Annotated in this window: 19 protein-coding genes and 2 tRNA genes; 3 read left to right on the top strand and 18 right to left on the bottom strand. The window is 71.3% G+C overall.

Annotation, left to right across the window (positions count from 1 at the left end):
- Nucleotides 1-12 precede the first annotated feature (12 nt).
- The 5 genes from clpX to ABZ386_RS00085 all read right to left on the bottom strand — a co-directional run bounded on the left by clpX (nt 13) and on the right by ABZ386_RS00085 (nt 4,900).
- Nucleotides 13-1,299: an ATP-dependent Clp protease ATP-binding subunit ClpX gene (clpX, locus tag ABZ386_RS00105; protein ID WP_010041898.1), complete on the bottom strand. Its 1,287-nt coding sequence runs from the start codon at nt 1,297-1,299 to the stop codon at nt 13-15.
- Between the two features lie 181 nt (nt 1,300-1,480).
- The gene (locus tag ABZ386_RS00100) at nt 1,481-2,188 is read right to left on the bottom strand and encodes an ATP-dependent Clp protease proteolytic subunit (protein ID WP_351346093.1); all 708 of its coding nucleotides are present in this window, start codon (nt 2,186-2,188) and stop codon (nt 1,481-1,483) included.
- Between the two features lie 110 nt (nt 2,189-2,298).
- The gene (locus ABZ386_RS00095) at nt 2,299-2,904 is read right to left on the bottom strand and encodes an ATP-dependent Clp protease proteolytic subunit (protein ID WP_031114129.1); all 606 of its coding nucleotides are present in this window, start codon (nt 2,902-2,904) and stop codon (nt 2,299-2,301) included.
- Nucleotides 2,905-3,241: 337 nt separating this feature from the next.
- Complete coding sequence (gene tig / locus ABZ386_RS00090) at nt 3,242-4,630, bottom strand: trigger factor (protein WP_351346090.1); 1,389 nt, start codon at nt 4,628-4,630, stop codon at nt 3,242-3,244.
- Nucleotides 4,631-4,823: 193 nt separating this feature from the next.
- A tRNA-Pro gene (locus tag ABZ386_RS00085) sits at nt 4,824-4,900 on the bottom strand.
- 167 nt (nt 4,901-5,067) lie between these two features.
- Between ABZ386_RS00085 and ABZ386_RS00080 the strand changes: the two genes are divergently transcribed.
- Nucleotides 5,068-5,141: transfer RNA gene (locus ABZ386_RS00080), tRNA-Gly, on the top strand.
- Between the two features lie 102 nt (nt 5,142-5,243).
- On the top strand, nt 5,244-5,714 hold the full coding sequence (locus ABZ386_RS00075; RefSeq protein WP_356669223.1) for an ASCH domain-containing protein: 471 nt from the start codon (nt 5,244-5,246) through the stop codon (nt 5,712-5,714).
- On the opposite strand, the gene ABZ386_RS00070 is transcribed toward ABZ386_RS00075, so the two are convergent.
- Together ABZ386_RS00070 and ABZ386_RS00065 are read right to left on the bottom strand one after the other, a co-directional pair.
- Entirely contained in the window at nt 5,687-7,927 is a 2,241-nt protein-coding gene (locus ABZ386_RS00070) for a PQQ-binding-like beta-propeller repeat protein (RefSeq protein WP_351346084.1), read from the bottom strand. The genes ABZ386_RS00075 and ABZ386_RS00070 overlap by 28 nt on opposite strands.
- A 94-nt stretch (nt 7,928-8,021) precedes the next feature.
- The gene (locus ABZ386_RS00065) at nt 8,022-8,216 is read right to left on the bottom strand and encodes a hypothetical protein (protein WP_010041885.1); all 195 of its coding nucleotides are present in this window, start codon (nt 8,214-8,216) and stop codon (nt 8,022-8,024) included.
- 623 nt (nt 8,217-8,839) lie between these two features.
- On the opposite strand from ABZ386_RS00065, the gene ABZ386_RS00060 reads away from it, so the two are divergent.
- Complete coding sequence (locus ABZ386_RS00060; protein WP_356499354.1) at nt 8,840-10,021, top strand: acyltransferase family protein; 1,182 nt, start codon at nt 8,840-8,842, stop codon at nt 10,019-10,021.
- Between the two features lie 73 nt (nt 10,022-10,094).
- Here ABZ386_RS00060 and ABZ386_RS00055 read toward each other — a convergent pair whose 3' ends face one another.
- The 11 genes from ABZ386_RS00055 to ABZ386_RS00005 all read right to left on the bottom strand — a co-directional run.
- A complete protein-coding gene (locus tag ABZ386_RS00055) occupies nt 10,095-11,516 on the bottom strand; it encodes a DUF6177 family protein (RefSeq protein ID WP_358962662.1) in 1,422 nt (473 codons plus the stop codon).
- Nucleotides 11,517-11,520: 4 nt separating this feature from the next.
- Entirely contained in the window at nt 11,521-15,495 is a 3,975-nt protein-coding gene (gene eccCa / locus ABZ386_RS00050; protein WP_358962659.1) for a type VII secretion protein EccCa, read from the bottom strand.
- Nucleotides 15,496-15,546: 51 nt separating this feature from the next.
- Nucleotides 15,547-17,217: a MinD/ParA family protein gene (locus ABZ386_RS00045; RefSeq protein WP_358962656.1), complete on the bottom strand. Its 1,671-nt coding sequence runs from the start codon at nt 17,215-17,217 to the stop codon at nt 15,547-15,549.
- A 55-nt stretch (nt 17,218-17,272) separates the two neighbouring features.
- Nucleotides 17,273-18,610 (bottom strand): type VII secretion integral membrane protein EccD, encoded by a 1,338-nt coding sequence (eccD, locus tag ABZ386_RS00040; RefSeq protein WP_351346069.1) that lies wholly within the window; start codon nt 18,608-18,610, stop codon nt 17,273-17,275.
- A 94-nt stretch (nt 18,611-18,704) separates the two neighbouring features.
- Nucleotides 18,705-19,016, bottom strand: coding sequence for a hypothetical protein (locus tag ABZ386_RS00035; protein ID WP_351346066.1), 312 nt, complete (start codon nt 19,014-19,016; stop codon nt 18,705-18,707).
- A 30-nt stretch (nt 19,017-19,046) separates the two neighbouring features.
- Complete coding sequence (locus ABZ386_RS00030; RefSeq protein ID WP_114252497.1) at nt 19,047-19,511, bottom strand: HD domain-containing protein; 465 nt, start codon at nt 19,509-19,511, stop codon at nt 19,047-19,049.
- 84 nt (nt 19,512-19,595) lie between these two features.
- Complete coding sequence (locus ABZ386_RS00025; protein WP_351346060.1) at nt 19,596-20,876, bottom strand: DUF6508 domain-containing protein; 1,281 nt, start codon at nt 20,874-20,876, stop codon at nt 19,596-19,598.
- 34 nt (nt 20,877-20,910) lie between these two features.
- Nucleotides 20,911-21,744 (bottom strand): hypothetical protein, encoded by an 834-nt coding sequence (locus ABZ386_RS00020; RefSeq protein ID WP_358962653.1) that lies wholly within the window; start codon nt 21,742-21,744, stop codon nt 20,911-20,913.
- The gene (locus tag ABZ386_RS00015; RefSeq protein ID WP_351346054.1) at nt 21,737-22,066 is read right to left on the bottom strand and encodes a hypothetical protein; all 330 of its coding nucleotides are present in this window, start codon (nt 22,064-22,066) and stop codon (nt 21,737-21,739) included. Before ABZ386_RS00015 ends, ABZ386_RS00020 begins: the two co-directional genes overlap by 8 nt.
- A 61-nt stretch (nt 22,067-22,127) precedes the next feature.
- Nucleotides 22,128-22,529: a hypothetical protein gene (locus tag ABZ386_RS00010; protein WP_198678155.1), complete on the bottom strand. Its 402-nt coding sequence runs from the start codon at nt 22,527-22,529 to the stop codon at nt 22,128-22,130.
- Nucleotides 22,530-22,570: 41 nt separating this feature from the next.
- The coding region (locus ABZ386_RS00005) for an ADP-ribosyltransferase (protein ID WP_358962650.1) at nt 22,571-24,826 on the bottom strand (2,256 nt) is incomplete at its 5' end.

Below are 24,826 nucleotides of genomic sequence, written 5' to 3'. Positions count from 1 at the left end.
ACGTCTGCCGTGTCACGCCGTCTTCTGCTCGCCCGGCCCGCGACCGCGCGCGTCCCGCGGGATCAGCGTCGGGTTGACGTTCGACTGGACGACGTCCGCCGTGATGACGACCCGGGCCACGTCCTTGCGGGACGGGACCTCGTACATCACGCCCTGGAGGACCTCCTCCATGATGGCCCTGAGGCCACGCGCGCCGGTCTGGCGGAGGATGGCCTGGTCGGCGATGGCCTCCAGCGCCTCGCGCTCGAAGTCCAGCTCCACGCCGTCGAGTTCGAAGAGGCGCTGGTACTGCTTGACGAGCGCGTTGCGCGGCTCGACGAGGATCTGCAGCAGGGCCTCGCGGTCCAGGTTGTGGACCGAGGTGATGACGGGGAGGCGGCCGATGAACTCGGGGATCATGCCGAACTTGACCAGGTCCTCCGGCATGACCTCCTGGAACTGGTCCTTGGACTCCATCTCGCGCTTGGAGCGGATCTGCGCGCCGAAGCCGATGCCCTTGGCGCCGGCCCGGGACTCGATGATCTTCTCCAGTCCGGCGAAGGCACCGCCCACGATGAACAGTACGTTCGTCGTGTCGATCTGGATGAACTCCTGGTGGGGGTGTTTGCGGCCGCCCTGCGGCGGCACCGAGGCCGTGGTGCCCTCCAGGATCTTCAGCAGGGCCTGCTGGACGCCCTCACCCGAGACGTCGCGCGTGATGGAGGGGTTTTCACTCTTCCTCGCGACCTTGTCGATCTCGTCGATGTAGATGATCCCGGTCTCGGCCTTCTTGACGTCGTAGTCGGCCGCCTGGATCAGCTTGAGCAGGATGTTCTCGACGTCCTCGCCGACGTAACCGGCCTCCGTCAGGGCCGTGGCGTCGGCGATCGCGAAGGGGACGTTCAGCATGCGCGCGAGGGTCTGCGCGAGGAGGGTCTTGCCGGAGCCCGTGGGGCCGAGCAGGAGGATGTTGGACTTCGCCAACTCGATGGCGTCGTCACGGCCGTTCGCCCCGCCGTTCTCACCGGCCTGGACGCGCTTGTAGTGGTTGTACACCGCTACGGACAGGGCTTTCTTGGCGGCCTCCTGGCCGACCACGTAGCCCTCGAGGAACTCGTAGATCTCGCGCGGCTTCGGGAGTTCCTCCCAGCGGACCTCGCTGGTCTCCGCCAGCTCTTCCTCGATGATCTCGTTGCAGAGATCGATGCACTCGTCGCAGATGTACACACCGGGCCCTGCGATGAGCTTCTTGACCTGCTTCTGGCTCTTGCCGCAGAACGAGCACTTGAGCAGATCGCCGCCGTCACCGATGCGTGCCACGGTGTGCTTCCCCTTCGCCTGGGAGACTCCTGGACGTCGACGTCCAGCGGACTCCTGGTGCTGCCTTATGTCCGACGGTACCTTGCCGGGCCCCCCGTTCGGGCCCCCCTTGGCGCGGTTCGCTTTGACGTGAACCGAGCCAAACCGTGCCAAGGGGCGGCAGACGATACAGCCTCTCGCCTCAGCGAAGGCTCGAGTTGTCCATCTTCCGGGTGGTGATGATCTGGTCGATCAGCCCGTAGTTCAGCGCGTCCTCGGCCGTGAGGATCTTGTCGCGCTCGATGTCCTCGCGGATCTTGTCGATCGCCTGGGTGGAGTGCTTGGCCAGCATCTCCTCCAGCTGCGTACGCATCCGGAGGATCTCGTTGGCGGCGATCTCCAGGTCGGACACCTGGCCGCGGCCGGTCTCGCTGTACGGCTGGTGGATCAGCACGCGCGCGTTCGGCAGGGCCATGCGCTTGCCCGGCGTGCCGGCGGCCAGCAGGACGGCGGCGGCGGAGGCCGCCTGGCCCATGCAGACCGTCTGGATGTCCGGCTTGACGTACTGCATCGTGTCGTAGATCGCCGTGAGCGCCGTGAAGGAGCCGCCGGGGCTGTTGATGTAGACCGAGATGTCCCGGTCGGGGTCCATCGACTCCAGGCACAGCAGCTGCGCCATGACGTCGTTGGCGGAGGCGTCGTCGATCTGGACGCCGAGGAAGATCACGCGCTCCTCGAAGAGCTTCGCGTACGGGTCGTACTCGCGAATGCCCTGGGAGGTGCGCTCGACGAAGCGCGGGATGACGTAGCGGGACTCGGCCTGCGGGCCGGTGTAGCGGCCCTGCGAGGCGCTCATGTCCTGCACGGCCTGCATACGGTCGTAGATCCCGCTGCCGGGGAATGCGTTCACGGTGTCTCCTGAAAGGGGCTGAGGCGGTCGGCTGGGGCTGCTGGGGCGTCCCGGGGCCCTCACGGGCCCGGGCGGGGTCCTACGGGGCTCGTGGAGCCTCCTGGGACCTCTCAGGCCCCGGTGCCGCCGCCGCCCGGCATACCGGCGGCCGTGGCGATCACGTCGTCGATGAGGCCGTACTCCTTGGCCTCGAAGGCGTCGAACCAGCGGTCGCGGTCCGAGTCGCGGGTGATCTGCTCGACCGTCTGGCCCGTGTGCTGGGCGGTGAGCTCGGCCATGCGCTTCTTGGTGTGCAGCAGCCGCTCAGCGTGGATCTTGATGTCCGAGGCCGAGCCGGCCAGGCCGGCGGAGGGCTGGTGGATCAGGATCTCGGCGTTCGGCAGCGCGAAGCGCTTGCCGGGGGTGCCCGCGCTGAGCAGGAACTGGCCCATCGAGGCCGCGAGGCCCATGGCGATCGTCACCACGTCGTTCTTGATGTACTGCATGGTGTCGTAGATCGCCATGCCGGCCGTGATCGAACCGCCGGGGCTGTTGATGTACAGGTAGATGTCCTTGTCGGGGTCCGAGGCAAGGAGCAGCAGCTGTGCGGTGATCTTGTTCGCGATGTCGTCGTCGACCGGCTGGCCGAGGAAGATGATCCGCTCGTTGAGCAGCCGGTTGTAGACCTGGTCGCCGAGGCCACCACCGATGGAAGGCTCGCCGGCGGCTGAAGGCATCAGATTCGTCACGTATCCACCTGCTCGTCTTACGACGGCGCCGGGCCGTCTCACGTGTTCCCTGCGGGGCGGGAGCCGTATCGGAGACTCCACTGCCCTGGTATTCATGGACCCTAACGCGCGGGTCCCTTCGGGGAATCCCGGAGATGGGGGTGTTCGCCGGGGGCGTAGCGCTGCGCGGCCGGGCCGGGGCTGGTTTCGGGCCGCAGGCGGCTGCGGGTGCGTGGGAGCTTGTCGCGCAGTTCCCCGCGCCCCTGAAGGGCGCTGCACCCAAGAGCGGCGAGAAGGCCCTGGGGCGTGCCCCAGGGCCTTCTCGCGAACTCACCGGTGCCGGGGCTCAGCCCTCGGTCTTCTCCTCGGCGGACTCGGCCGGGGTCTCCTCGGCGGAGGCCTCGGCGGACTCGGTCTCGTCCTCTTCGTCGTCGAGGTCGATGATCTCGCCGTTGGTGTCCTTGACCGTGGCCTTCTCGACCACGACGGCCAGGGCCTTGCCGCGGGCGACCTCGCCGACCAGGAGCGGAACCTGGCCGCCCTCGACGACCGCCTGGGCGAACTGGTCGGGGGACATGCCGGAGGAGGCCGCGCGGCGCATGAGGTGCTCGGTGAGCTCCTCCTGGTTGACGTTCAGCTTCTCCTGCTTGACCAGCTCGTCGAGGACGAACTGGGTCTTGATGCCCTTGACCGCGGCCTCACGGGTCTCGGTCTCGAACTCCTCCTCGCTCTTGCCCTGGATCTCCAGGTACTTCGCGAGGTCGAGGCCCATCTGGCCGAGCTGGTGGTGCTCCAGGTTGTGCTTGCGGGTGTTGATCTCGTCCTCGAGCAGCTTCTCGGGGACGGGCACCTCGACGAGCTCCAGCAGCTTCTCCAGGACGCGCTCCTGGGCCTGCGTGGCCTGGTCGTACTGCTTCATGTTCTCCAGGCGCTTGCGGCTGTCGGCGCGCAGCTCCTCGAGCGTGTCGAACTCGGAGGCGAGCTGCGCGAACTCGTCGTCCAGCTCGGGGAGTTCACGCTTGGCGACCTGGGTGACCTTGACGGTGACCTCGGCCTCCTTGCCGGCCGCCGAGCCGCCCTTGAGCTCGGAGGTGAAGGTGGCCTCGCCACCGGCCTCCAGACCCTTCACGGCGTCGTCGATGCCGTCCAGCAGCTCACCGGAGCCGATGGTGTAGGAGACGCCGTTGGCGACGCCGTCCTCGAGGACCTCGCCGTCGACCTTGGCCTCCAGGTCGATCGTCACGACGTCGCCGTCCTCGGCGGCGCGCTCGACCGGGGCGGTGGAGGCGAAGCGCTCGCGCAGCTCCTCGACGGCCTTGTCGACATCCTCGTCGGTGACCTCGACCGCGTCGACCTCGACCTCGATGCCGGAGTAGTCCGGGATCTCGATGGCGGGGCGGACGTCGACCTCGGCGGTGAAGTTCAGCGTCTCGCCGTCCTTCAGCTCCGTGATGTCGACCTCGGGCTGGCCCAGCGGGCTGAGCTCGGCCTCGTTGACCGCGTCGGTGTAGAACTTCGGAAGCGCGTCGTTGACGGCCTCCTCCAGCACGGCACCGCGGCCGAACCGCTGGTCGATGACCCGGGCCGGGACCTTGCCCTTGCGGAAGCCCTTCACCGTGACCTGCTGGTTGATCTTCTTGTACGCCGCGTCGAGGCTGTCCTTGAGCTCCTCGAAGGGCACCTCGACAGTGAGCCGAACCCGAGTCGGGTTCAGGGTCTCCACGGCGCTCTTCACGGTTCGGTCTCCTTGTGGCTGACTTCTTGGGTTCTGCCGGGGCCAGAGCGGCCCGGCGGATTTCGCCGCCCGGAGGACTTCAGACGATGAGACACACGGGCGTGCAGCTTGCATAGTAACGGCAGCGACTACACCGCCCAAAAGGCGATCACGCGAGTGACCGGGAGACGATCACGCGGCATGATCGGCTGGCTGGTCGGGGTGGCGGGATTTGAACCCACGGCCTTCCGCTCCCAAAGCGGACGCGCTACCAAGCTGCGCCACACCCCGTCTGGTGCGACACGTAGGGTACATGCCGACAGGCGGTGCGGCCGCCGCATTTCCACGGGGCCGGAACCGCGTCGGGCCGGGGGGCCGGAATGCGGTGTGCGACGGAGGGGGCCGACCCGCTACGATGCCTTCAGTGCCGCGGTCTTCCGACCTGCGGCGCGTGCTGTGCGGGCGTAGCTCAATGGTAGAGCCCTAGTCTTCCAAACTAGCTACGCGGGTTCGATTCCCGTCGCCCGCTCCATACGGCTCAGGGCCAGGCGGAGGATCATTCCTCCGCCTGGCCCTGATCGTTTTCCGGGGCGTGGCCGGTCCGGTGTGCCGGGTGGGTCGTTACGGTGATCGCATGACCCCGGATTTCCCCTCAGCGGCAGACATCGCGTCGATGCCCAGGACGGAGTTCGCCTTTCCCGGTCCCCTGCGCGACCGGCTCGTGGCCGCGATCCTCGATGGTTCCAAGACCTCCACGACGGGGCTCCTCGTCGACTACGAGCACGCGGGAGAACCGTTGCCGGAGGTCGGGCTGCGGTCGGTCGTCGTCGACTCGGACGATCGTCCGGTCGGGGTGATCGAGGTGACCGGCGTGCGCGTGCTGCCGCTGGCGCAGGTGGATCTCGATCATGTGCTGGACGAGGGGGAGGGGCATTCCGGCGTGGCCGAGTGGCGGGCAGGGCACGAGTGGTTCTGGCACGGCGAGGAGATGCGTGAGGCGCTGGGCGATCCCGGCTTCACCGTGGACGACACGACGCTCGTGGTTCTGGAGCGCTTCCGACTCGTCGCCGACCTCCGTCACAGGTCGCGGACGTCCACCGTGTAGACGGAGCGGATGCCGTAGGGGACGTACAGGGCGTCGCCGGCCAGGACGAGGGGGGCGCCGGTGGGGAAGAAGGCGCTGTCGATGCTGCCGCCGTCGTCACGGCCGGGCCGGGTGGCCTCGACCCTGCCGGTTCTGGCGTCCAGGGCGGCGAGGCGGCCGTTGGGGGACGACAGGTACAGGCGGGTGTCGGTGACCGTCGGTGTGCCCTGCCGTTCGACGGTGGAGTTGCTCTCCCACAGCAGGCGTCCGTTGCGCGGGGAGACCGCCCGCACGCTGCCGCTGGACTGGGTGAAGTACAGGGTGCCCTTCGCCAGGTGGGCCACGGCCGAGTCGGGCTGCGGCGCGGAGAGCCGGACGGTCGTGACGGCGCGGGTGGAGGTGTCGATCCGGGTCAGGTCGCGGTGCTCGCCGAGCTTCCCCGCGAGCACCAGGTGCCCTTGCTCCTCCCCCAGGAGGTTCAGGGCGCCCTTCGCACGGACCGTCCAGCGGGGTCTGCCGGTGGCCGGGTCGAGCTGGGCCACGCTGGTGCGGGCCTCGCTCGGCCGGTTCTCGTCGGTGACGCAGACGAGGTAGGGGCGGGCGGCCGCGCTGTCCAGGACGCAGGTCTGGGAGGGGCCGGGCAGCGGGCGCCGCCAGCGGACCTCGCCGTCGTCGGTGCCGATCAGGGCGTAGGAGTCGCCCTGGGCGCCGTGGACCGTGATGAGGCCCTCGGGGACGGCGGTGGCCGCGCCGTGGTCGCTGTTGGGCGCGAGGGCGCTGGGGCCCTCGCCGGTCACGGTCCGCCAGAGGACCTTTCCGGTGTCCGCGGCCAGGGCCTGGACCGTGTAGCGGGTGACGGGCTCGCCGGTGGGGAGGGTGCCCCGGTCGTCGGCGCCGTAGGCGTAGACGCGGCCGTCGCCGGTGCCGAGGATGGCGCCCTCGTCGGAGAAGTTGTCGCCGGGTGTGGGGTCGACGGGCAGGGTCCAGGTGTTGCGGCCGTCGGCGAGGGCGAAGCGGGCCGCCATGAGGTCGTCGCCGGCGCAGACCAGGGAGGCGTCGACGGCGGCGCAGTTCCGGAAGGTCGTGCCGGCGCCACCGGCGGCCTTGGCCTTGGCGGACCAGGGCCGCCAGCCGTCGGGGAGGTCGGCGGCCGGGGTTTCGTGGGCGGGCGGCTCGGGGTCCCAGGTGAGGGCGAGGGTGGTGGCCGCGAACACGGCGACGACGGCACCGAGGGCGGCCGCGGCCAGCAGGTAGCGGCGTCTGCGGCGGCTCGGGGCCTGGTCGGGCGCGGGCTCCGGGGCGGGCTCCGGGCCGGGGCGGGTCAGGCGGGCCAGGGTGTCGCCGGGCACGGCGGCCTTCGGCTCCGTGGGCCTGGGGTCGACGGATCCGGGCCCGGTGGTCCCGGGCCGGGGGCCTGCCTGGGCGAGGCCGTCGCGCAGCAGGGCCAGGAGTTCGTCCGGGGTGGCGCGCGACTTGGGGTGCTTCTTCAGGCAGACGGAGACGAGGGGCAGCAGTTCGTCGGGGACGCCGGACAGGTCGGGGTCGCCCTCGACGACGCGCAGGGCCGTCTCGTAGGGGCTCGGGCTGTCGAAGGGGCCGCGGCGGGTGGCGGCGTAGGTGAGGACCGAGCCGAGGGAGAAGATGTCGGCGGCCGGGCCGACGTCCTGCGGGGACGCGAACTGCTCCGGCGACATGAACGGCGGGGTGCCCATCACGCGGCCGGTCTGGGTGAGGGCGTCGGAGGCGGCGAACTCGGCGGCGCGGGAGATGCCGAAGTCGATGACGCGGGGGCCGTCCTCGGCGAGCATCACGTTGGCCGGCTTCAGGTCGCGGTGGACGACTCCGACGCGGTGGATGTCGCGCAGCGCCTCGGTGAGACCGGCGGCGAGTTCGCGCAGGCGGGGCAGCGGGAGCGGGCCGTGCTCGCGGACGTGGGTGCCGAGGTCCGCGCCCGGTATGTAGAGGGTGGCCATCCAGGGGCGCGGCGCGTCGGCGTCCGCGTCCACGACCGGGGCCGTGAAGGCGCCGCTGACCCGGCGGGCGGCGGCCACCTCGCGGCGGAAGCGGGTGCGGAACTCGTCGTCGTCGGCGTACTGGCCGTGCACCACCTTGACCGCGAGGCGCCGGCCGGAGGCGGAGCGGGCCAGGTAGACCACGCCCATGCCGCCGGAGCCGAGGCGGTCCTCGATGCGGTAGCCGCCCACCTCCGCGGGATCAGAGTCGCGCAGCGCCATCCCCGTACGTTCCCCCCGTCACGCACCGTCCTGTGGTCGGGGCGAGCGTATCCGCCCCTGCCGGGGCTCCCCGGGGTGGGGGCGCACCCTCCCGTCAGAAGCTGATGGAGTTGATGGTCTCCGCTATCGAGTTGAGGAAGCGGTTGATGGACGGGGCCATGCCGGTCGAGGCGAGGAAGAAGCCGAAGAGGATCGCCACGATCGCTGGGCCCGCCTTGATGGATCCGCCTCTCAGCAGCACCACAAGGATGATCGCCAACAGCAGCACCACAGACAGTGAAATGGCCACAACTGATCACACCCTCGGTCGGTCCGCTCTCCCGGCCCGGCGATGCGACCCCGCGCACCCCCGCCAGAACCATCGTGCCACCAACGCGGCCGGGCTATGCGGCCGGTGACGCATCGACCACACCGGTGTCGTCCGGCGGCCGCCTGCGCCGCGCGTGTGCGGGGCCCGACGGCGGGGACTCGTACGGCAATTCGACGGACCACCCGCACAGGGAATTCAGCCGAATCGTTTCCGTCTCCACACAACGCGTTCGCAGCTATTTCGAATTGTTGCCACAGACTCACCAACCACCCTGCGGACAGTGCCCGAAGACCAACGGAAGCGGACATTCCACTGGAGTCGCCTGCTGGTCTTATGCGTCGCTTAGTCCGGAAGTATCACGACAAGTAGGGGGCAGTGGAGGGGCCCAATCCGCTGGTGGGTGTGTGTCGGTCATCACGCCGACCGCGACGTCAACTACCTGAAATCCGGGGTACCCAGAGCGAATAGCCAGGAATCACGTCCGGCGTTTTACGAATAGCCGCAGGGAACGCTAGGGTGCCTCAGATGTTCCACGCTGCCTCGTCCCCCGTAAGCGCAGCGAGGTCCCGGATCGTCTCCCCGAGCTCCCGGTGGGAGGGTCTGTGACGAACTCGCTGCGACCGAACGGCGACCGCAAGGCGCCACTTCCCCCGGCCCGGTCATCGGCCGACGGAGTGCCGAGCCCTCGCTCGCCGCAAAGCCCGCAGAAGAAGCAGAACGGCAAGCAGCGCGACGCGTTCTTCGACAACGCGAAGTACCTCGCGATCGTGCTGGTGGCCATGGGCCACGCCTGGGAGCCGCTCAAGGGCGACAGCCGGATACTCGAGGCCGCGTACCAGGTCGTCTACGCGTTCCACATGCCGGCGTTCATCATCATCTCCGGCTACTTCTCGCGCAGTTTCGACATGCGGCCCGACCGGCTCAAGCGCCTGATCACCGGCGTCGCCGTGCCGTACATCGTCTTCGAGACGGCCTACCCGCTCTTCAAGCGGTGGATCGACAACGATCCGCACCAGGAGATCAGCCTCCTCGACCCCTGGTACCTGACCTGGTTCCTGTGCGCGCTGTTCGTCTGGCGGCTGACCACGCCCATCTGGAAGCTGGCGCGCTGGCCGCTGCCGCTCGCGCTCGGCATCGCCATGCTGGCGACCGTCAGCCCGTCGATCGGCGACGACCTCGACCTCCAGCGCGTCCTGCAGTTCCTGCCGTTCTTCGTGCTGGGCCTGTCGATGAAGCCGGAGCACTTCCACATGGTGCGCCGCCGTTCGGTGCGGATCGCGTCGGTGCCCGTCTTCGCGGCGGCGCTGGCCGTCAGCTGGTGGGCGGTGCCGCGCATGAACACCGCGTGGTTCTACCACCGCGACTCCGCGCAGGAGCTGGGCGCCCCGTGGTGGACCGGCCCGGTCATGGTGCTCGCGCTGTTCGGCTGCTCCCTGGTGCTGACCGCGTGCTTCTTCGCCTGGGTGCCGCGCCGCCACATGTGGTTCACCGCGCTCGGCGCCGGCACGCTCTACGGCTACCTGCTGCACGGCTTCCTGGTGAAGGCCGGCGACTACCAGGGCTGGTTCGAGGCGGCCTGGCTGCACCAGCCGGCCGGTGAGATCCTCGTGACCGTCCTCGCGGCGGCCGTCGTGACCGTGCTGTGCACCAAGCCGGTGCAGCGCGTGTTCCGCTTCGCGATGGAACCGAAGATGGAGTGGGCCTTCAAGCGGGACGCGGCCGAACTCGCCCGCGAGCGCCAGAGCGCCGAGCGGCGCGAGCGCGAGAAGGCGGCCGTGGGCTGACCCGCCCTTGCACGCACGTACGCAGGGCCCGCACTCGTCGAGTGCGGGCCCTGCGGCTGTCCTGAGGCGGCGGCTACTCGCCCTTCAGGTGCCTCATCAGGCGCTCGAAGTCCTGCCAGCCCGACAGGTCCGACGGGTCGCCCCGGAACGGGTAGTACAGGGCCGGGCGGGTCTTCGGGCCCAGTTCCCGCGGCGCCTCGGGCAGCGGTGTGCGGCGGGCCCGGTCGCCCGGCATCTGGCGGACCTCCTCGGCGCCCAGCACGAACGCGAAGGGCACGCCGGGGCCTTCGAAGCGGGCCGGGACGGACAGGTCGCGGCGGGCCCGGCGGATCTGGACCAGCATCGACTGGAGGTCGTGCCGGGTGGCGAGGCTCTCGGCGGCGGCGGCCACGGCGTCCGTCGGGATCCGCTCCCCCGGTCCGTAGCCGAAGGCCAGCGTCACGTCCTCCTCCACGCCGCCCTTCGTCCGGGTGACGCGCACCGTCGCCAGGCCCGGCCGCTCCGGCGTGCCGACGACCACCAGCCAGGTCGGCTCGGGCGCCCGCTCGTGGGCGACGTCGGTCAACTGCCGCAGCGACCAGGGCAGGTTGGCCGGCTCCTCGGTGCCCCAGCCCGCCGGCGGCTCCCCGGTGACGTCCCGCCAGACGGCTTCCACGGCACCGCCGAGGACGAGCCGGTCGTCGGCCGGGTGGACGGTGCGGAAGGAGATCGCGAGCTGGCGTTCGCCCGTGTCCTGGATGCCCTCCTGGAAGGAGGCGGCGACGGGGGTGCGCGGGTCGTCCGGGGTCGCGTGCGGGGACTCGACCGTCACGAACATGCCGTTGCTCCACTGGAGAACCGCGCCGGACAGGCCGTCGTAGTAGCCGTCCCGGTCGTCCTGCACCACCCAGCGGGAGGGCCAGCCCGGCAGGCTGCCCCGCACCGCCGGGGAGAGACGGGTCCCCGCGGGGGTGACGATCTGGAGTCCCAGGCCGGCGTTGGCGGCGGCGCGGAAGGCGTCCGACAACCAGGCCGTCATCGCGACCACGGGACGGTCCTGGATGACGACGGCGACCTTGTCGGTGAGCACGTCCACGGCCGGCTGGGCGGCGGCCGGCGCCGGCGCCACCGTCATGCCGTCCGTCTTGACCACGGCCATCGACCAGGCGGCCTGCGGCGGCCAGGCCGTGCCGCCGACCAGCGTGGCGATGCGGGCGGCGAACGTCCCGGCGAGTTCCTCGGCCTCCTGGACGCCGGTGGTGGCCCGGGCCTCGGTCCACCAGTACGGCACCTCCGGCTCCTGGGCGCCGAGCAGCCGCTCGGCCTCTCCCCTGACCTGCACGAGCAGCGGCGCTTCGACGGAGACGAGCGGGCGGCCCTGCTGGTCGCAGAGCTGCACCACGGCTCCTTCGCCCTCGGTGCCCGCCAGCAGGTCCGGCCCGCCGGAGAGCAGGCCGGCGAGCACGCTCAGCGGGTCGGGCATCTTCTTCGTGAGGGCGATGACATCCTTCGTCACGCGTTTACCTCGTCCCCTCGTAGACGGTCTGGATGAGCCGGCTCGGTTCGCCCCTGCGGACCAGCACGCCCCGGCCGGGCGGCTGCGGACCGGCGTACACGCCCGGGAAGAGCTGCCCCTCGCTGCGGTCGCCCGACATCACCAGCGCCGAGGCGCCGGACTCGCGCAGGCTCTGCAGCAGCGGCTCGTACAGGCCCCGGGAGGCGCCCGCGACGCGGCGGGTGAGGACGAAGTGCAGTCCGATGTCGACGGCCGAGGGGATGTACGGCACGAAGGGCGCGAGGGGCTGCTGACCCGCCGTGGTGAGGACGTCGTAGTCGTCGACGAGGATCACGATCCGCGGGCCGGAGAAGCTGCCCGGCTCCAGGTCGGCGCCGTCGGCGCTCTCGTCGGGCAGCCGCTTCTCCAGTTCGGAGGCGATGCCGGCGGCGAGGCCCGCGCACAGCTTGGTGTTGTAGGCGTAGCCGCCCCGGTACTCCTCCGGGATGACGCCGCGCAGGCCCCGGCGCGGGTCGAAGACGCCGAAGACGAGCTCCTTGTCGCCGTAGCGCTCGATCAGGCCGCGGGCGATCACCTTGAGCAGGTTGGTCTTGCCGCACTCGCTGTCGCCCATGATCAGCAGGTGCTGGTCGTGGTGGAACAGGTCGAGCGGGACGGGGGCCAGCCGCGTCTGGTCCAGGCCGACCGGGACGCGGCGCGGTTCGGTGGCCGGGCCGGGCAGCTGGTGCGCCTCCAGCACGTGCGGCAGCACGCGCACCGGCTGGGCGACCTCGCCGGTCCAGGTGGCGCGGATCTGCCGGGCGGTGGTCTCCAGGACCGCGCCGAGGTCGGCGGTGTCGGCGAGGCCGTCGGTGCGGGGCAGGGCGACCTGGGCGAAGAGCTTGCGGTCGGTGAGGACGCGGCCCTTCTCCTCGGGCGAGAGGGTCTCGCCGAGCTTGCGGTCGATGCTGGACTCGCTCGGGTCGTTCAGGCGCAGTTCGACGCGGGTGCCGAACTGGGACTGGGTGGCGATGCGCACGTCGTTCCAGCGCAGCATGCCGGCGACGACATGGATGCCGTAGCCGCTGCCCCGCTTGAGGATGTCGACGACCGGTTCGTCCAGGTCCTCGAAGTCGTCGCGGAGCGCGCCGAACCCGTCGATGAGCAGCACGATCTCGGTGCTGGCCAGCTCGGGCACCCGGCCCGCGGCGCGCAGGGTACGCAGTTGCTCCAGCGAGTCGATGCCGTGCACCCGGAACAGTTCCTCGCGCTGGTCGAGCATGGCGCGCACCGAGTCGATGGTACGGGCCGCGCGCTCCCGGTCGGCCCGGCCGGCGATGCCGCCGACGTGCGGCAGCCCCGACAGGGCCTGCAGGCCGCCGCCGACCAGGTCGAGGCCGTAGACGCCCACTTCCTGCGGGGTGTGGGTCAGCGCCAGGGAGAGGGCGAGGGTGCGCAGCAGGGTGGTCTTGCCGGACTGCGGGCCGCCGATGATCGCGGCGTGGCCGCCGGCGAGCGTCAGGTCCAGGTACCACTGGCCCTGCCACTGCTTCGTCGGGTCGTCGATCGTGCCCAGCGGCACCTGCAGCGGGCCGCGGCGCCCCGCGAGCTGCATGCCGCGCGGACCCACCTGCACGGGTCCGGCGACCTTGTCGAGCGGGACGGCGGCGGGCAGCGGGGGCAGCCAGATCTGGCGCACCGCGCGGGCCCCGGACCGCTCCAGCTGGTCGATCATCACGCCCATCTCGGTGGGGCCGGTCTCCCGGCGCCGCATCTGCGGCTCCTCGGGCCCCTCCGAGTCGCCCTGGCCGAGGGTGTTGTAGGCCTGGTACTCCAGGGCGAGCGGCCCGGTGTCCTCCTCCTCGTGCTGGACGGGGCCGCGGTAGGCGCCGGAGACGTAACTGGCCTTGAACCGCTCGTAGTGGCTGGTGTCGACCTTGAGGTAGCCGAAGCCGGGCAGCGGGGGCAGGTGGAAGGCGTCGGTGGTGTCCAGGACCGTGCGGGACTCGTCCGGGGAGAAGGTGCGCAGGCCCAGCCGGTACGACAGGTACGTCTCCAGGCCCTTGAGCTTGCCGGCCTCGATGCGCTGGCTGGACAGCAGCAGGTGCACGCCGATGGACCGGCCGATGCGGCCGATGGACAGGAACAGGTCGATGAAGTCCGGCTTGGCGGTGAGGAGTTCGCCGAACTCGTCGATGACGACGAACAGGTGCGGCAGCGGCTCCAGGTCGGGGCGCTTCTCGGCGCGCAGCGCGGCGTAGTGACCGATGTCGGCGACGTTGCCCGCGTCCTTGAGCACCTGCTGGCGGCGCTTGACCTCGCCGGCGAGGGAGGCGTGGACGCGCTCGACGAGGCCGGCCTGGTTCTCCAGGTTGGTGATGACACCGGCGACGTGCGGCAGGTGCGCGAACGGGGCGAAGGTGGCGCCGCCCTTGTAGTCGACGAGGACCATGGCCAGGTCCTCCGGCGGGTGCGTGGCGACCAGGGCGAGGACGAGGGTGCGCAGCAGCTCCGACTTGCCGGAGCCGGTGGCGCCGACGCACAGGCCGTGCGGGCCCATGCCCAGCTCGGAGGACTCCTTCAGGTCGAGGAGCACGGGCTCCTTGGCGTCGCTGACGCCGATCGGCACGCGCAGGAAGGCGCGTTCGCCGCGCGGCGCCCACAGCCGGTGCAGGTCGAGTTCGGCCACGTCGTCGATGCCGAGCAGCTGGGCGAAGTCGACCGGGCCGGTGAGCGGGGCGTCGACCATCGACTCCGCGGACAGCCGCAGCGGGGCGAGCATCCGGGCGAGGCCCTCGGCGAAGGGGACGCCGATCTCGTCGACGGTGCCGTGGGCGCTGATCGGCTCCTTCTCGCGCAGGTCCTCGATGACGACGCGATCGCCGTCGACGGTGATGCGCACGCCCACGCTGCCGGGCTCCTGCACGCGCTGGTCGAGCAGGTGCAGCACGGTGACGCTCATGTCCCGCAGGCCCACGGCGTCGTCGGGGCGCGGCAGGTCCACCGCGTCGGCGCCGTGCGCGTCGGCGAGGACGAGCAGCCGGGAGGTCATGGCGAGGGCGTCCTTGCCGGACAGGCCGCGGCGGACCTCGGCCGCGTAGGAGGCGCGGCGGCGCAGCTCGCCGCCGATCTGCCGGGCCAGCTGGGGCAGGGACGGCGCGATGCGGCGGGCGGCGACGGGGCCGTCGAACTGCTCGGTGTCGAGCAGGTGCGGCAGCCACTTGGCCCACTCCCAGTCGCCGATCCGGTCGCCGGGCACGGCCAGCGCCATGGCCACGTCGTCGGGGGCGTGGGTGGCGGCGGCCTGCGCGATCAGGGCGCGGGCGACGCGGAGGGTGTCCTCACGCTGCCCGATGACGGTGATGTTGCCGACGCGGTCGAGCGGGACGGTGAGCGGGAGTTCGGTGCCGTTGGCGAAGCGCGCGACCAGGGCGGAGGCCTCGTTCAGCATGAACTCGTCGGGCGGGGTGAGCACGGAGGATCCCGGCGGGGCCACCTTCAGGTCGCGCACCGGCATCTCGCCGGTGCCGACGCGGACCCGCAGGAAGTCGGCGTCGAGCCGGCGCCGCTCCCACAGCCGGGCGGGGTCGCGCACGATGTCGTACAGCGCGTCCGGCGGCGGGTTGAGCACCTGGGTGCTCTCGCGCCGCTCCCGCTCCTCCTTCGACAGCTCCTCCCGCAGGTCCTCCAGATAGGAGAGGTAGGCCTCGCGCTGGGTGCGGCGGGTGCGCTGGGCCTTGCCGCGCTGGGTGAAGAGCATGACGAGCGAGCCGATGACGGTGACGAGGAGGATGATCGCGCCCAGCCCCGCGAACTGGCTGTTGCGCACGACCGTCATCATCACGACGGAGGACATCACGCCCGCGACGGGCAGCAGCGAGGTCGCGATCGAGCCCGTCTTGCCGTCGGGCAGGTTGGGCGGCGCCTCGATGGTGCGCGGTTCGGGGGCGGCCGGGGGCCTCGTGGTCCGGGCCGGCCGGTGGATCAGTCGGGTGCTCATCGTGGTTGACCTGTCCTGTCGGTCCTGGGTTCCCTTCGTGTGCGGGAGGGGTCAGCGGCGCTTGTGGGAGAGCTGGAAGGCCTCCGCCGCCAGGCGGGTGGCGGCCTCCCTGGTGTCCCGCGCGAGCAGCTCGGTGCGGATCGTGCCGCCGGCCGCCAGATGCCGGTCGTAGGGCAGGACCCGCACGCTCGCCCCCGTCGCCTTCAGCTGCTCGGCCGCCTTCTCCAGGTCGATGCCGGTGTGCGGCACGGTCTCGGTGAGCACGACGACGGTGGAGGTGGTGATGTCCCGGGGCAGTCCGCGCATCCACTGAAGGACCGCGTGTGTGCTGGCGATGCCCTCCAGCGTCGCGGGGACCGTGAGGATCCGGGCCTGGGCGGCGGACAGGGCGGTGCGGGCGACCTCGGCGGGCAGCGTCTCGCAGTCGGCGACGGTCACGCCGAAGTAGCGGCGCATCGCCACCATGATCCGCTCGTAGCCCTTGGTGTCGAGCATGGCCCCGACCTGCCCCTGGCTGCCCGGCAGCAGCCAGGCGTTCTCGGGCAGTTGGACGAGGTAGCCGGTGATGTCGAGGAGCGTCATCTGCGGTTCGACGACGTCGGCGAGATCGCCGGTGGTCCAGCGCAGGCTCTCCGCGCCGAGCCGCAGCGGCAGCGACCCGAGCGCCGGGTCGGCCTCGACGGCCAGGACCGGGTCCTGGCGGTAGTGGGCGTAGGTGGCGGTCAGCAGCGCGGCGACCGTGGTCTTGCCCGAGCCGCCGCGGATCGAGGTCACCGCTATCTGGCGGCCGGTGGTGACCGGCTGCTGGAGGATCTCGGCGGTCGCGGTGGTCTCCGCCACCTCACGGGCCGCGGAGGAGGAGACGGTACGGCGTACGGCCCTCAGGGCGCGCGCGGCGAACGGCTCGCCCCGCCGGGGTCCCCGGCCCGCCCCGGCGAGCTTCTGGTCCAGGACCGGGCGGGTGTCGGGGGTGGAACGGGAGGCGCGGGCGCGGGGCGCGGGGGCCGGCTGCGCGTACTGCTGGGGCTGGGGCTGCTCCTGCGGGGCGGCCTGTGCCTGCTGCTCGGCGTAGGCCTGCTGCTGGGCGTGCTGGTGCTGCTGCTGTTCGGCGTAGGCCTGCAGCTCGGCGTGCTGGTGCTGTTGCGCGTGCTGTTGCTGCTCCGCGTACGCCTGTTGCTCGGCGTACGCCTGCTGCCGGGCGTAGGCCTGCTGTTCCGCGTACGCCTGCTGTTCGGCGTACGCCTGCTGATCCGCGTAGGCCTGCTGTTCCGCGTAGGCCTGCTGGGCGTAGGCCGCGTCCGGGTACGGCTGCTGTCCCTGCGCGGGATAGGCCTGCTGCTGCGCGGCGGCGTACTGCTCGGCGTACGCCTGCTGGTGCGTCTGCTGCTGCGCGTGCTGCTGCTCGGCGGGCGTGGGCTGCTGGTACTGCTGCGGGTAGCCGTAGGCCGGTGCCGGCCCCTGTCCCTGCCCGGGTCCTTGTGCCTGTCCCTGGGCGTGCTGACCGGCCGCGCCCTGCTGGGCGGCGTGCGCCTGCTGCGCCTCCGGCCCCTGTCCCTGCTGGGGGGTCGCCTGCTGAGCCGCCGACTGCTGTGCCGCCGCCTGCTGCCGGTCCCGCTGCTGGGACGTCTGCTGCGGCTGCTGGGGCGTGCCGCCCCGCAGATCGCGCAGCACGTCGTTCTGCCAGTTGTCCCCGCTCGGCATGTCGCCCTTCTCTCCTGCCACGTCCCGCCGTGTCGTTCACCGGGAGCGACAGGGTGGGCGTCTGGTCTTCGAAGCCTCAGAACTTGTTGAGCAGCTGCCCGTAGATGCCGAACGCCCCGATGGCGAGCGGGAAGAGCCCGATCACGCCGAGGGACTCGATCAGGTCGGCGAACCTGCGCAGCCGCACCCGGATGTGGTCGGGCGGCTCGATGCCCAGGACCAGCAGCGGCAGCAGTGCCGCGGCCCCCAGCAGTACCAGCGCGCCGGCTCCCCCAGCGTGGTCCAGCCACAGCACCGCGAGGCGCACGACGAGCAGCGCGGCCGCCGCGAACAGCGCCACGACCTCGGCGACCAGGGGGAAGGCCCGGGCCCGGGAGAGCAGGACGACGGCCACGAGCGAGGCGAGGCCCACCGTCCAGACGGTCGGCTCCTTCGCGGTGGTCAGCATCCAGCCGCCGAGGGCGGCGGACGCCGCGGTGACGATGGTGGCGAGGGCGAGCCCGCGGTGGGTGGCGGCGAGGGCGTTGGCGACCTGGTGGCGGCTCACGGACGTCCCCGTGGAGCGCTTGTCGTCCAGGGCGGTGAGCCCCGAGGCCATCAGCGCGAACCGGGGCAGCAGCCCGAGCAGGATGATGGAGAACACGGCCATCACGGCGCCGATCCGGTCCGCCCGGTCCTGGAGGAGGGCGACGGCCTCCCACACCAGGGCGACCACGACGATCGCCCCGGCCCCGATCAGCCCGCCCTTGCCGAGCGGCGAGCAGTAGGCCAGCAGCACGAGCGTGACCACCAGCGCGGCGGCGATACCGGCCAGCCGGGCCGTCCCGCCCCAGTCGTAGGCGTCGGCCGCGGTCCAGGCGGTCAGCAGGCCGAGCCCGCCGGCGGCGAGCAGCAGCGCGGTGGCCAGGCCCTGGTTGCCCTGGCCGATCCGGGCGATGGCCGCGCCGGCGATCAGGAACAGGGCGGTGACGACCGCGAGCCCGGTGGTGACGGACTCCAGGGAGAACTCGTGCCGGGCCAGGACGGCCGCGGCCACGGCGAACACCACGGTGGCCACGCCGGCGCTGACGCGGCGGGCGGCCGGGCGCCAGCGCCAGGTCCTCAGGTCGAGGTCGTCCGCGACCTGGTCGGTGACGTCGTGCACGACCGGCGCCGGCGGCGCGGCGTGCGCCCGGACGAGGCGGAGCACGGCGCCGTCGGGCACCTCGGCCGACGCCAGCGTCGCGTCATGGGGCAGCGCCGATCCGTCGGAGGTGATCAGCTGCCGGGTGGTCGGCCGGGTGGCCGCCCGGTCGTCCAGCAACTGGAGTATGTCCGGAAGCAATTGGCCGATCGGCGTGTCCGACGGCAGGACCAGGTCGGCTCGTCGTCGCTCGCCGATCAGGGTGACCCGGCTCAGCTGGGTCCGAGACATCGTTGCTGCGCTCACCACTCACCGGAACCTATCATCGCGTTTTTTCGGCCACGGCCGCGCTGCGATCCGCTCGCGCCGGCCGTGCACGCCCCGTTCACTGTTTCTCCGCACCCTTGCCACCGGCGCCGCTCGCGGAGGCGCTCGGCGTCGGGTTGTACAGCTGCTCCTGCTGCTGTTGCTGCTTCTTCTCCTCGGCCTTCTGCTTCGCCAGCGTGGCCTGGAGGAAGGACCAGCCGATGCAGCCGGCGCACAGCACGGCGGCGATCGCGATGCCCGCGAACATCTTGCCGAACCGCTCGTCCGCCGTCCGTCGCGCGCGCTGCGTGCCGAACAGCAGCGCGTCGCGCATCCGGCGCCGGCGCACCGCCACCGACTCCAGCAGCTGGCTGTCGTAGTCCCGTGCCATTCAGTCGTCCTGTGCCTTGTTGATGCGTGGTCAGTCGTCCGGGGCCAGGCCCAGGCGCTTCCGCATGACGGCGTACTTCCTGGTGAGCCGCCGGGCGGTGTGCTCGTCGAGTGCGGCGAGGCGGTGGGGGTCGGCGTTGTGCGCGAGGTCGGCCGCCTTGACCAGCCGGGCGCCGGGGGTGTCCAGGATCCGGCGGGCGTACGCCTCCGGCTCCTCGTCCGGCCGCTTGGTCATGGCCCGTACGACGTCCTTGGTGTGCTGCGTGAGGGCGGCCGCGTCGAGCCACTCCTCGCTGAGGACGCCGTCCTCCAGCGCGTCGTGCAGCCAGGCGGCGGCCACCAGTTCGTCGCTCCCGCCCCGGGCGCGCACGCCTGCGGCGACGGCCGACAGATGCTCGGCGTACGGCCGCCCGGCCTTGTCCGTCTGCCCGGCGTGCGCGGTGCGGGCGACGGCCTCGACCTCGGCGAGACTCATCTCCTGCGGCCCTTGCGGCATGCGATCCCCCCTAGCTTCGCTTCCGCAACATAAGACACGAACGCGCCACGCGCACAACCGGGGTGCGGCTGCCCGCACGCGTCTTCACACACCGCCCGACAGCCCTGTCACGATCATGAAGAGCACCCACAGGACGGGGATGAGCGCGATGTACGCCCGCGGCCGTCGCCGCACGGGTACGCCCGGGTCGTAGCGCGGACCGAGCGTGCCCGGCCCCGGCGCGGGGAGCCGCTTCACCCTGCGGACGGCCAGGACGTTGCGGACCAGCGTCAACGGCGCGAAGAGGAAGAGGGACAGGGGGCTCCACCAGCCCCAGGCGAGCGTGTGGGTGGTCAGCGCGCGGTACACGGCCAGCCCGCAGGTCATGCACATCGGACCGTCCGTCCTGCGGAATCCCATGACGACGAGGAGGCCCCGGTGCGCGCGGAACGCGACGTCCGCGGCGGGAGAACCTCCGCAGAACCTGCACATGGGGAGGGACGGGTCCGGGGGTTCCGGGAGGTCCGCATGCGGGAGGCGGGGGACGGGTCCGCGGTCGGACGGTGCGCCGGCCGGGGCAGGGGACTGCGCGGCCCGCTGGGTGACCGGCTGCGTGGCGGACTGCGCGGTCGGCTGCCTGGCGCGCTGCACGTCCGGCTCAGCGGCGTGCTGCGCGGCGTGAGGATCGGTGTACCAGGCGCGGAGGGAGTCGGCGACGGCGTCCAGGAGGCCGGTCTTGAGGGCGTTGTCGATGGTCCCGTCGCAGAACTTCTCGCCGCGCACCACGGCGGTGGCGGCCCGTACGGCGTCGGCGGGCCGCAGCGCGCCCTCCGGGGGGAGCGTGGGCATGGGGTTGTCCATCCACCGGTGCTCGGGCGTGACGGCACCGACGCGCTGGAGGGCGTCGACAGCCCGGAACACGCCCTCGCTGTACTTCGGGAACGGCACGTGGATGGCACCGCTCGGCGACTTCTGCCCGCCGCCCCACTCCACCTCCCGGTCGTCGTCCGTGAGCGCGTCGAAGGCGTCGGCGAGTTCCCGCCACGCTTCGGCATCGTCGCGGTCGAGCTGGGCGAGGAGGCGCTGGTCGTCGGCCGGGGTGACGACGCGGGCGAGTTCCTCGACGGCGTCAGCACCGGCGGCCTCGGTGACGGGGCCGACTCCGGGTTCATGGCTGAGCAGGTGCAGCACGCCGAGGGGCGTGAGCCCACGCTCGCGAGCCTCCCGCACCCGGCCGTACCACTGCGTCCCCGCGTCGTAGGCACTGCTGCTGCTCGCCCGCCGGTTGACCCACTCGACGTCGTCGCCGTCCGCGGCTGCCCAGGCGTATCCGATCACCTCGCCGTCGGGGGCGGTGACGGTGATGTAGTGGACGGGGTTGGTCATGCTGTTGTCTCGTGACTTCTCATTCGGAGGCGGGTCAGCCGACTGTCGGTTGGTCACCTGCGGCGAGGGCCTTGACGGTGGCGGCGTTCGGGGCGACGGCGAGGGAGTCGGGCAGTACCCGTCCCCGGTTTCCCTCCGGGGCGGACAGCATCTCCGAGAGAGCCGCCGAAGGGGACAGGCCCCGTTCCTTGGCTTCCTGCAGCCTGGCGTGCCAGTGACCGCCATCGGCGAGAGCCCGGGCGCCGGCGGCTTGGCTGGGTGCCCATGCAGCGGCGTCGTCCTCGTCACCGGCCCACACGTAACCGAGCACTGCACCGCTCACCTTGTCGGCCACGGTGACATACCGCACCGGCTTGTCGGTGTGGCTCCGGTAGCGCGGCGGACCCGACACGAAATTGAAGTGCATGTCCTCGGCGAAGCGCGGGTTGATCGGGCGTTCACTGCTCATGAGTCCACGTTTCTCCGTGCTCTCTGCCGCCAGTTCCTTGAGTGCCTGCAGATTCGGAGCCTGCCTGACGGATTCGGGAACGATGTGGCTGGGGTCCTCTGGACCGTAGGCGCGCGTCATCTTCGCCAGCGCGGCTGAGGGAGTGAGGCCCTGTTCCTTGGCTTCGTGGAACTCGGTGGCCCACAGGGCACCCATATTGAAGGCCTCGTCGCCGCCGGCCCGGCGATACTGCCATCCGGCCGCATCGTCCTCGTCGCTCGCCCACACATACCCGAGGACCACACCGCTCCGGTCCACCACAGGTGCGTACTGCACCGGCTTGTCGGTGGTGCCGGCATAGCGTGGCGGGCTGTCGACTTCTTCCCATCGCAGTGGTTCGGTGATCCGCGGCGGCACATGCAGTGGGTCGAGTTCAGTCACCGGAGGCCTGCTCCTTGAGAGCGGCAAGCGTAGGCGCTTCGCAGAGGGATCCCGGCACCGCGTGACTCTGCCGACCGTCGTTCGCGCCGCGTGCCAGCTCGGCGAGGAGGACCGTGGGAGCGAGCTGCCGGGCCTTGCCCGCCCGCAGAGCCCGCACCCACCTGCCGCCGGCGTTGACCGCGTTGGCCGACAGCCCCGGCGGCACGACCCAGCCGGCCGCGTCGTCCTCGTCGTTCGCCCACACGTAGCCGATGACAGTGCCTGTGCTGTCGGTGACGCTCAAGTGCACGACAGGCCCTTCGGTGGTGATGCCGTAAGTCACCGGGCCTGCGACCTGCCTGAATCGCAGATCTTCCGCGAAGCGCGAGTTGATCGGCTCTCCTCTACTCACCCTGCGCCAAGGCCTCGACGGCAGCGGCGTTCGGAGCGTCAGTGAGGGAACCCGGGAGGCCACGGCCCTTACCGGCGGGCTCCGGGTCGGCCAGCAACTCAGCGAGGGCCTGGGACGGACGCAGCCCGCGCTCCTTGGCACTGCGCAGCCGACGGATCCAGAAGCCACCCTCGTTCACCGCACGAGGGCCGCCGGCCTGCCGCGGTTCCCATGCGGCGGCGTCGTCCTCGTCACCGGCCCACACGTAACCGAGGACTGCACCGTTCTCCTTGTCGACCACAGTGAAATACCGCACCGGCTTGTCGGTGTGATTCCGGTAGCGCGGCGGACCCGACACCAGATTGAGGTGCATGTCCTCGGCGAAGCGCGGGTTGACCGGACGTTCACTGCTCATCGTGTCCACATTTCTCTCGCTCGGGGTGATCGGTCACGAGGCTACGGCTTGGGCCTCGGCAGAATCTCCCCGTATACGTGCCACTTGCCCATCGCGTCCTGGAAGACGCGCGTCACCTTGTACTCGGAGCCCTTGGCAAGGAGCAACTCGCGTTCCCCCGGATGCTTGGAGAGGTGATCGATCCAGAGGGCGGGGGTGCCCTTTGGCACTCGCCAGTGCATCCACACAGGCAGGGAGTCGAACGGGGGCGGCGGCGTCTTTCCGAGTGCCGTGGAGGTGAACGCCTTGTCGTCGAACACGCCGCCCTCCATCTCAAGGGGTGACTTCAGCGGCTGGCCGTCGATCCTGATGTGGTCGACCCCTGTGCCGCGCACGACCATGACGTCCTCGGGGACAGGACGAGCGCCCATGACATTGTCCATCTCGTCGATGACGTGCTTGAGCGAGTCGTCCAGTTCGTTCCCGAAGCGCAAATGCTTGTTGATCAGCGTGTACTCGTTGCCACTGTACGTCCGCAGCGCCTCCCACGACTCGGGGGGCAGGTCGTCCAGGAACTTGTTCCAGTAGGCATTGCCGTACGCCAGCCCCGCCTCGTTGCTGACGCTGGGCGCGGGGTTCGTGCCGCGAGCGAGTTCGGCCGTGGCCGCCGCGTGCTTCTCAGCGTCGGTGGCCAGGTTGTCGAAGTCGTCCGCCGACATGTGCGGCTTGTATTCGAACGGCTGATCGGCACCACTGCCCGGCACATCCGCGCCCTGATGTCCCGGAACGTCGGTGCCGTGATGCACAGCGGCATCCGCGGCACCGTGGATGCCGGCGTGGTCACCGGCATGCGCCGCGTCGTCCGCGTGCCCGGCGCCGTGCGAGGCGTCGTCCCCGTGCCCCGCGCCGTGCGAGGCGTCGTCGGCGTGACCGGCGCCGGGAATCTCGTGGCCCGGGCCGTGGCCGCCCGTGCCGGGGACGTCGTGGCCGCCCGGGTGGGGCGTGGTCGGGACGTCGTTCGCCGGGCTTGTGGTCTGGTGGTACCACGGCGTCGGGGAGCCGGGGTGAGCACCACTGCCGGGGACGTCGGGGCCGCCCGTGTGCGGGGCCGGCGGGACGTTGTGCGCCGGGTTGGCGCCCGTGGTCTGGCTGTACCACGGGGTCCCCGCACCAGGGTGGCCGCCCGTGTGCGGTGTGGCGGTCGGCGTCGTGTCGTACGCCGAGGGCGGAGGCGCCTGGTCGTACGCCGACGGGGCCGGTGCGTGATCGTACGTGCCCGGCGACGGCGCGTGGCCGTACGGGGACGCGGACGGAGCATGGCCGTACGGAGAGCCGGTCGTCGGCGTGTGGTCGTACGGTGCGCCGCCCGTCGGGGCGTGGTCGTACGCCGACGGAGCGGGTGTCGGGTCGAAGGCGCCGCCCGGGGTGTGGATCGGGGCCGTGGGGGGCGTGGTGTAGTGCCCCGGGGTGGCCGCGTTGTCCACCGTGTGCGCGGTTCCGTCGACGCTCTGGGCCACCCCTGCGTACGACGGTGTCTGGGCGCCCTGCGTCGTCCAGTGGGCCGGAAGCGTCGGGGTGGTGCCGTGCGGGACCGTCGGAGTGGTGCCGTGGGGAACCGTCGGAGTCGTGCCCTGGGGAACCGGTGTCGTGTCGATCGTGCCGTTGGGCGAGACGAGGTTGCCGTTCGGGGCCAGCTGGTGGCCGTCGGGGAGGTGGACCGAGCCGTCGGGGAGCGTGGGGATGTCGATGTTGCCGACGCCCTTGAGGCCCTTGGTGATGTCGCCGATCTTCGACAAACCGGCGCCCGCGCCCTTGGCGATGTAGGTCATCGGGTCGATCACCCGGCCCGCCTTGCCCGCCACCGACAACGCCTTCGCCACCGCGCCCGCCTTGCCCGCACCCGAGGCGGCCGCACCCGCGCCGCCGGTGAAGACCGTCGTCAGCACGTTGAAGGTGACCGCACCCGCGGCGCGGGCGGGGTTCTTGCCCCACTGGTCCCACGCCACCAGCGCCTTGCCGGTCTCCTTCATCGCCGTGCGCGAATCACGCAGCCAGGACGGCATGTCCTTGTCCGACGCCGTCCAGAACCACGCCTGCGCCCCGGGAATCGCCGTGATCACCAGGCCGGTCGCCAGCTGCGCCAGGCCCTTCCACGCCTGGCCCATCGCCTCCCAGCCGCCGAAGCCGACCAGCGTGCCCAGACCCTTGATCGTGCCCCAGATACCGTCGACGATCAGCCCGTCCCACACGAACGACTTCACCCAGTGGCCGACCTCGTACCACTTGTGCTTCTCCTCCACCGGGTCACCCCAGGGGAG

This window comes from Streptomyces sp. NPDC006140, assembly GCF_040628815.1.
Lineage (GTDB): Bacteria > Actinomycetota > Actinomycetes > Streptomycetales > Streptomycetaceae > Streptomyces.
Note: the sequence above shows the minus strand (reverse complement) of the source record. Positions and strands in the feature narration are given on the sequence as shown.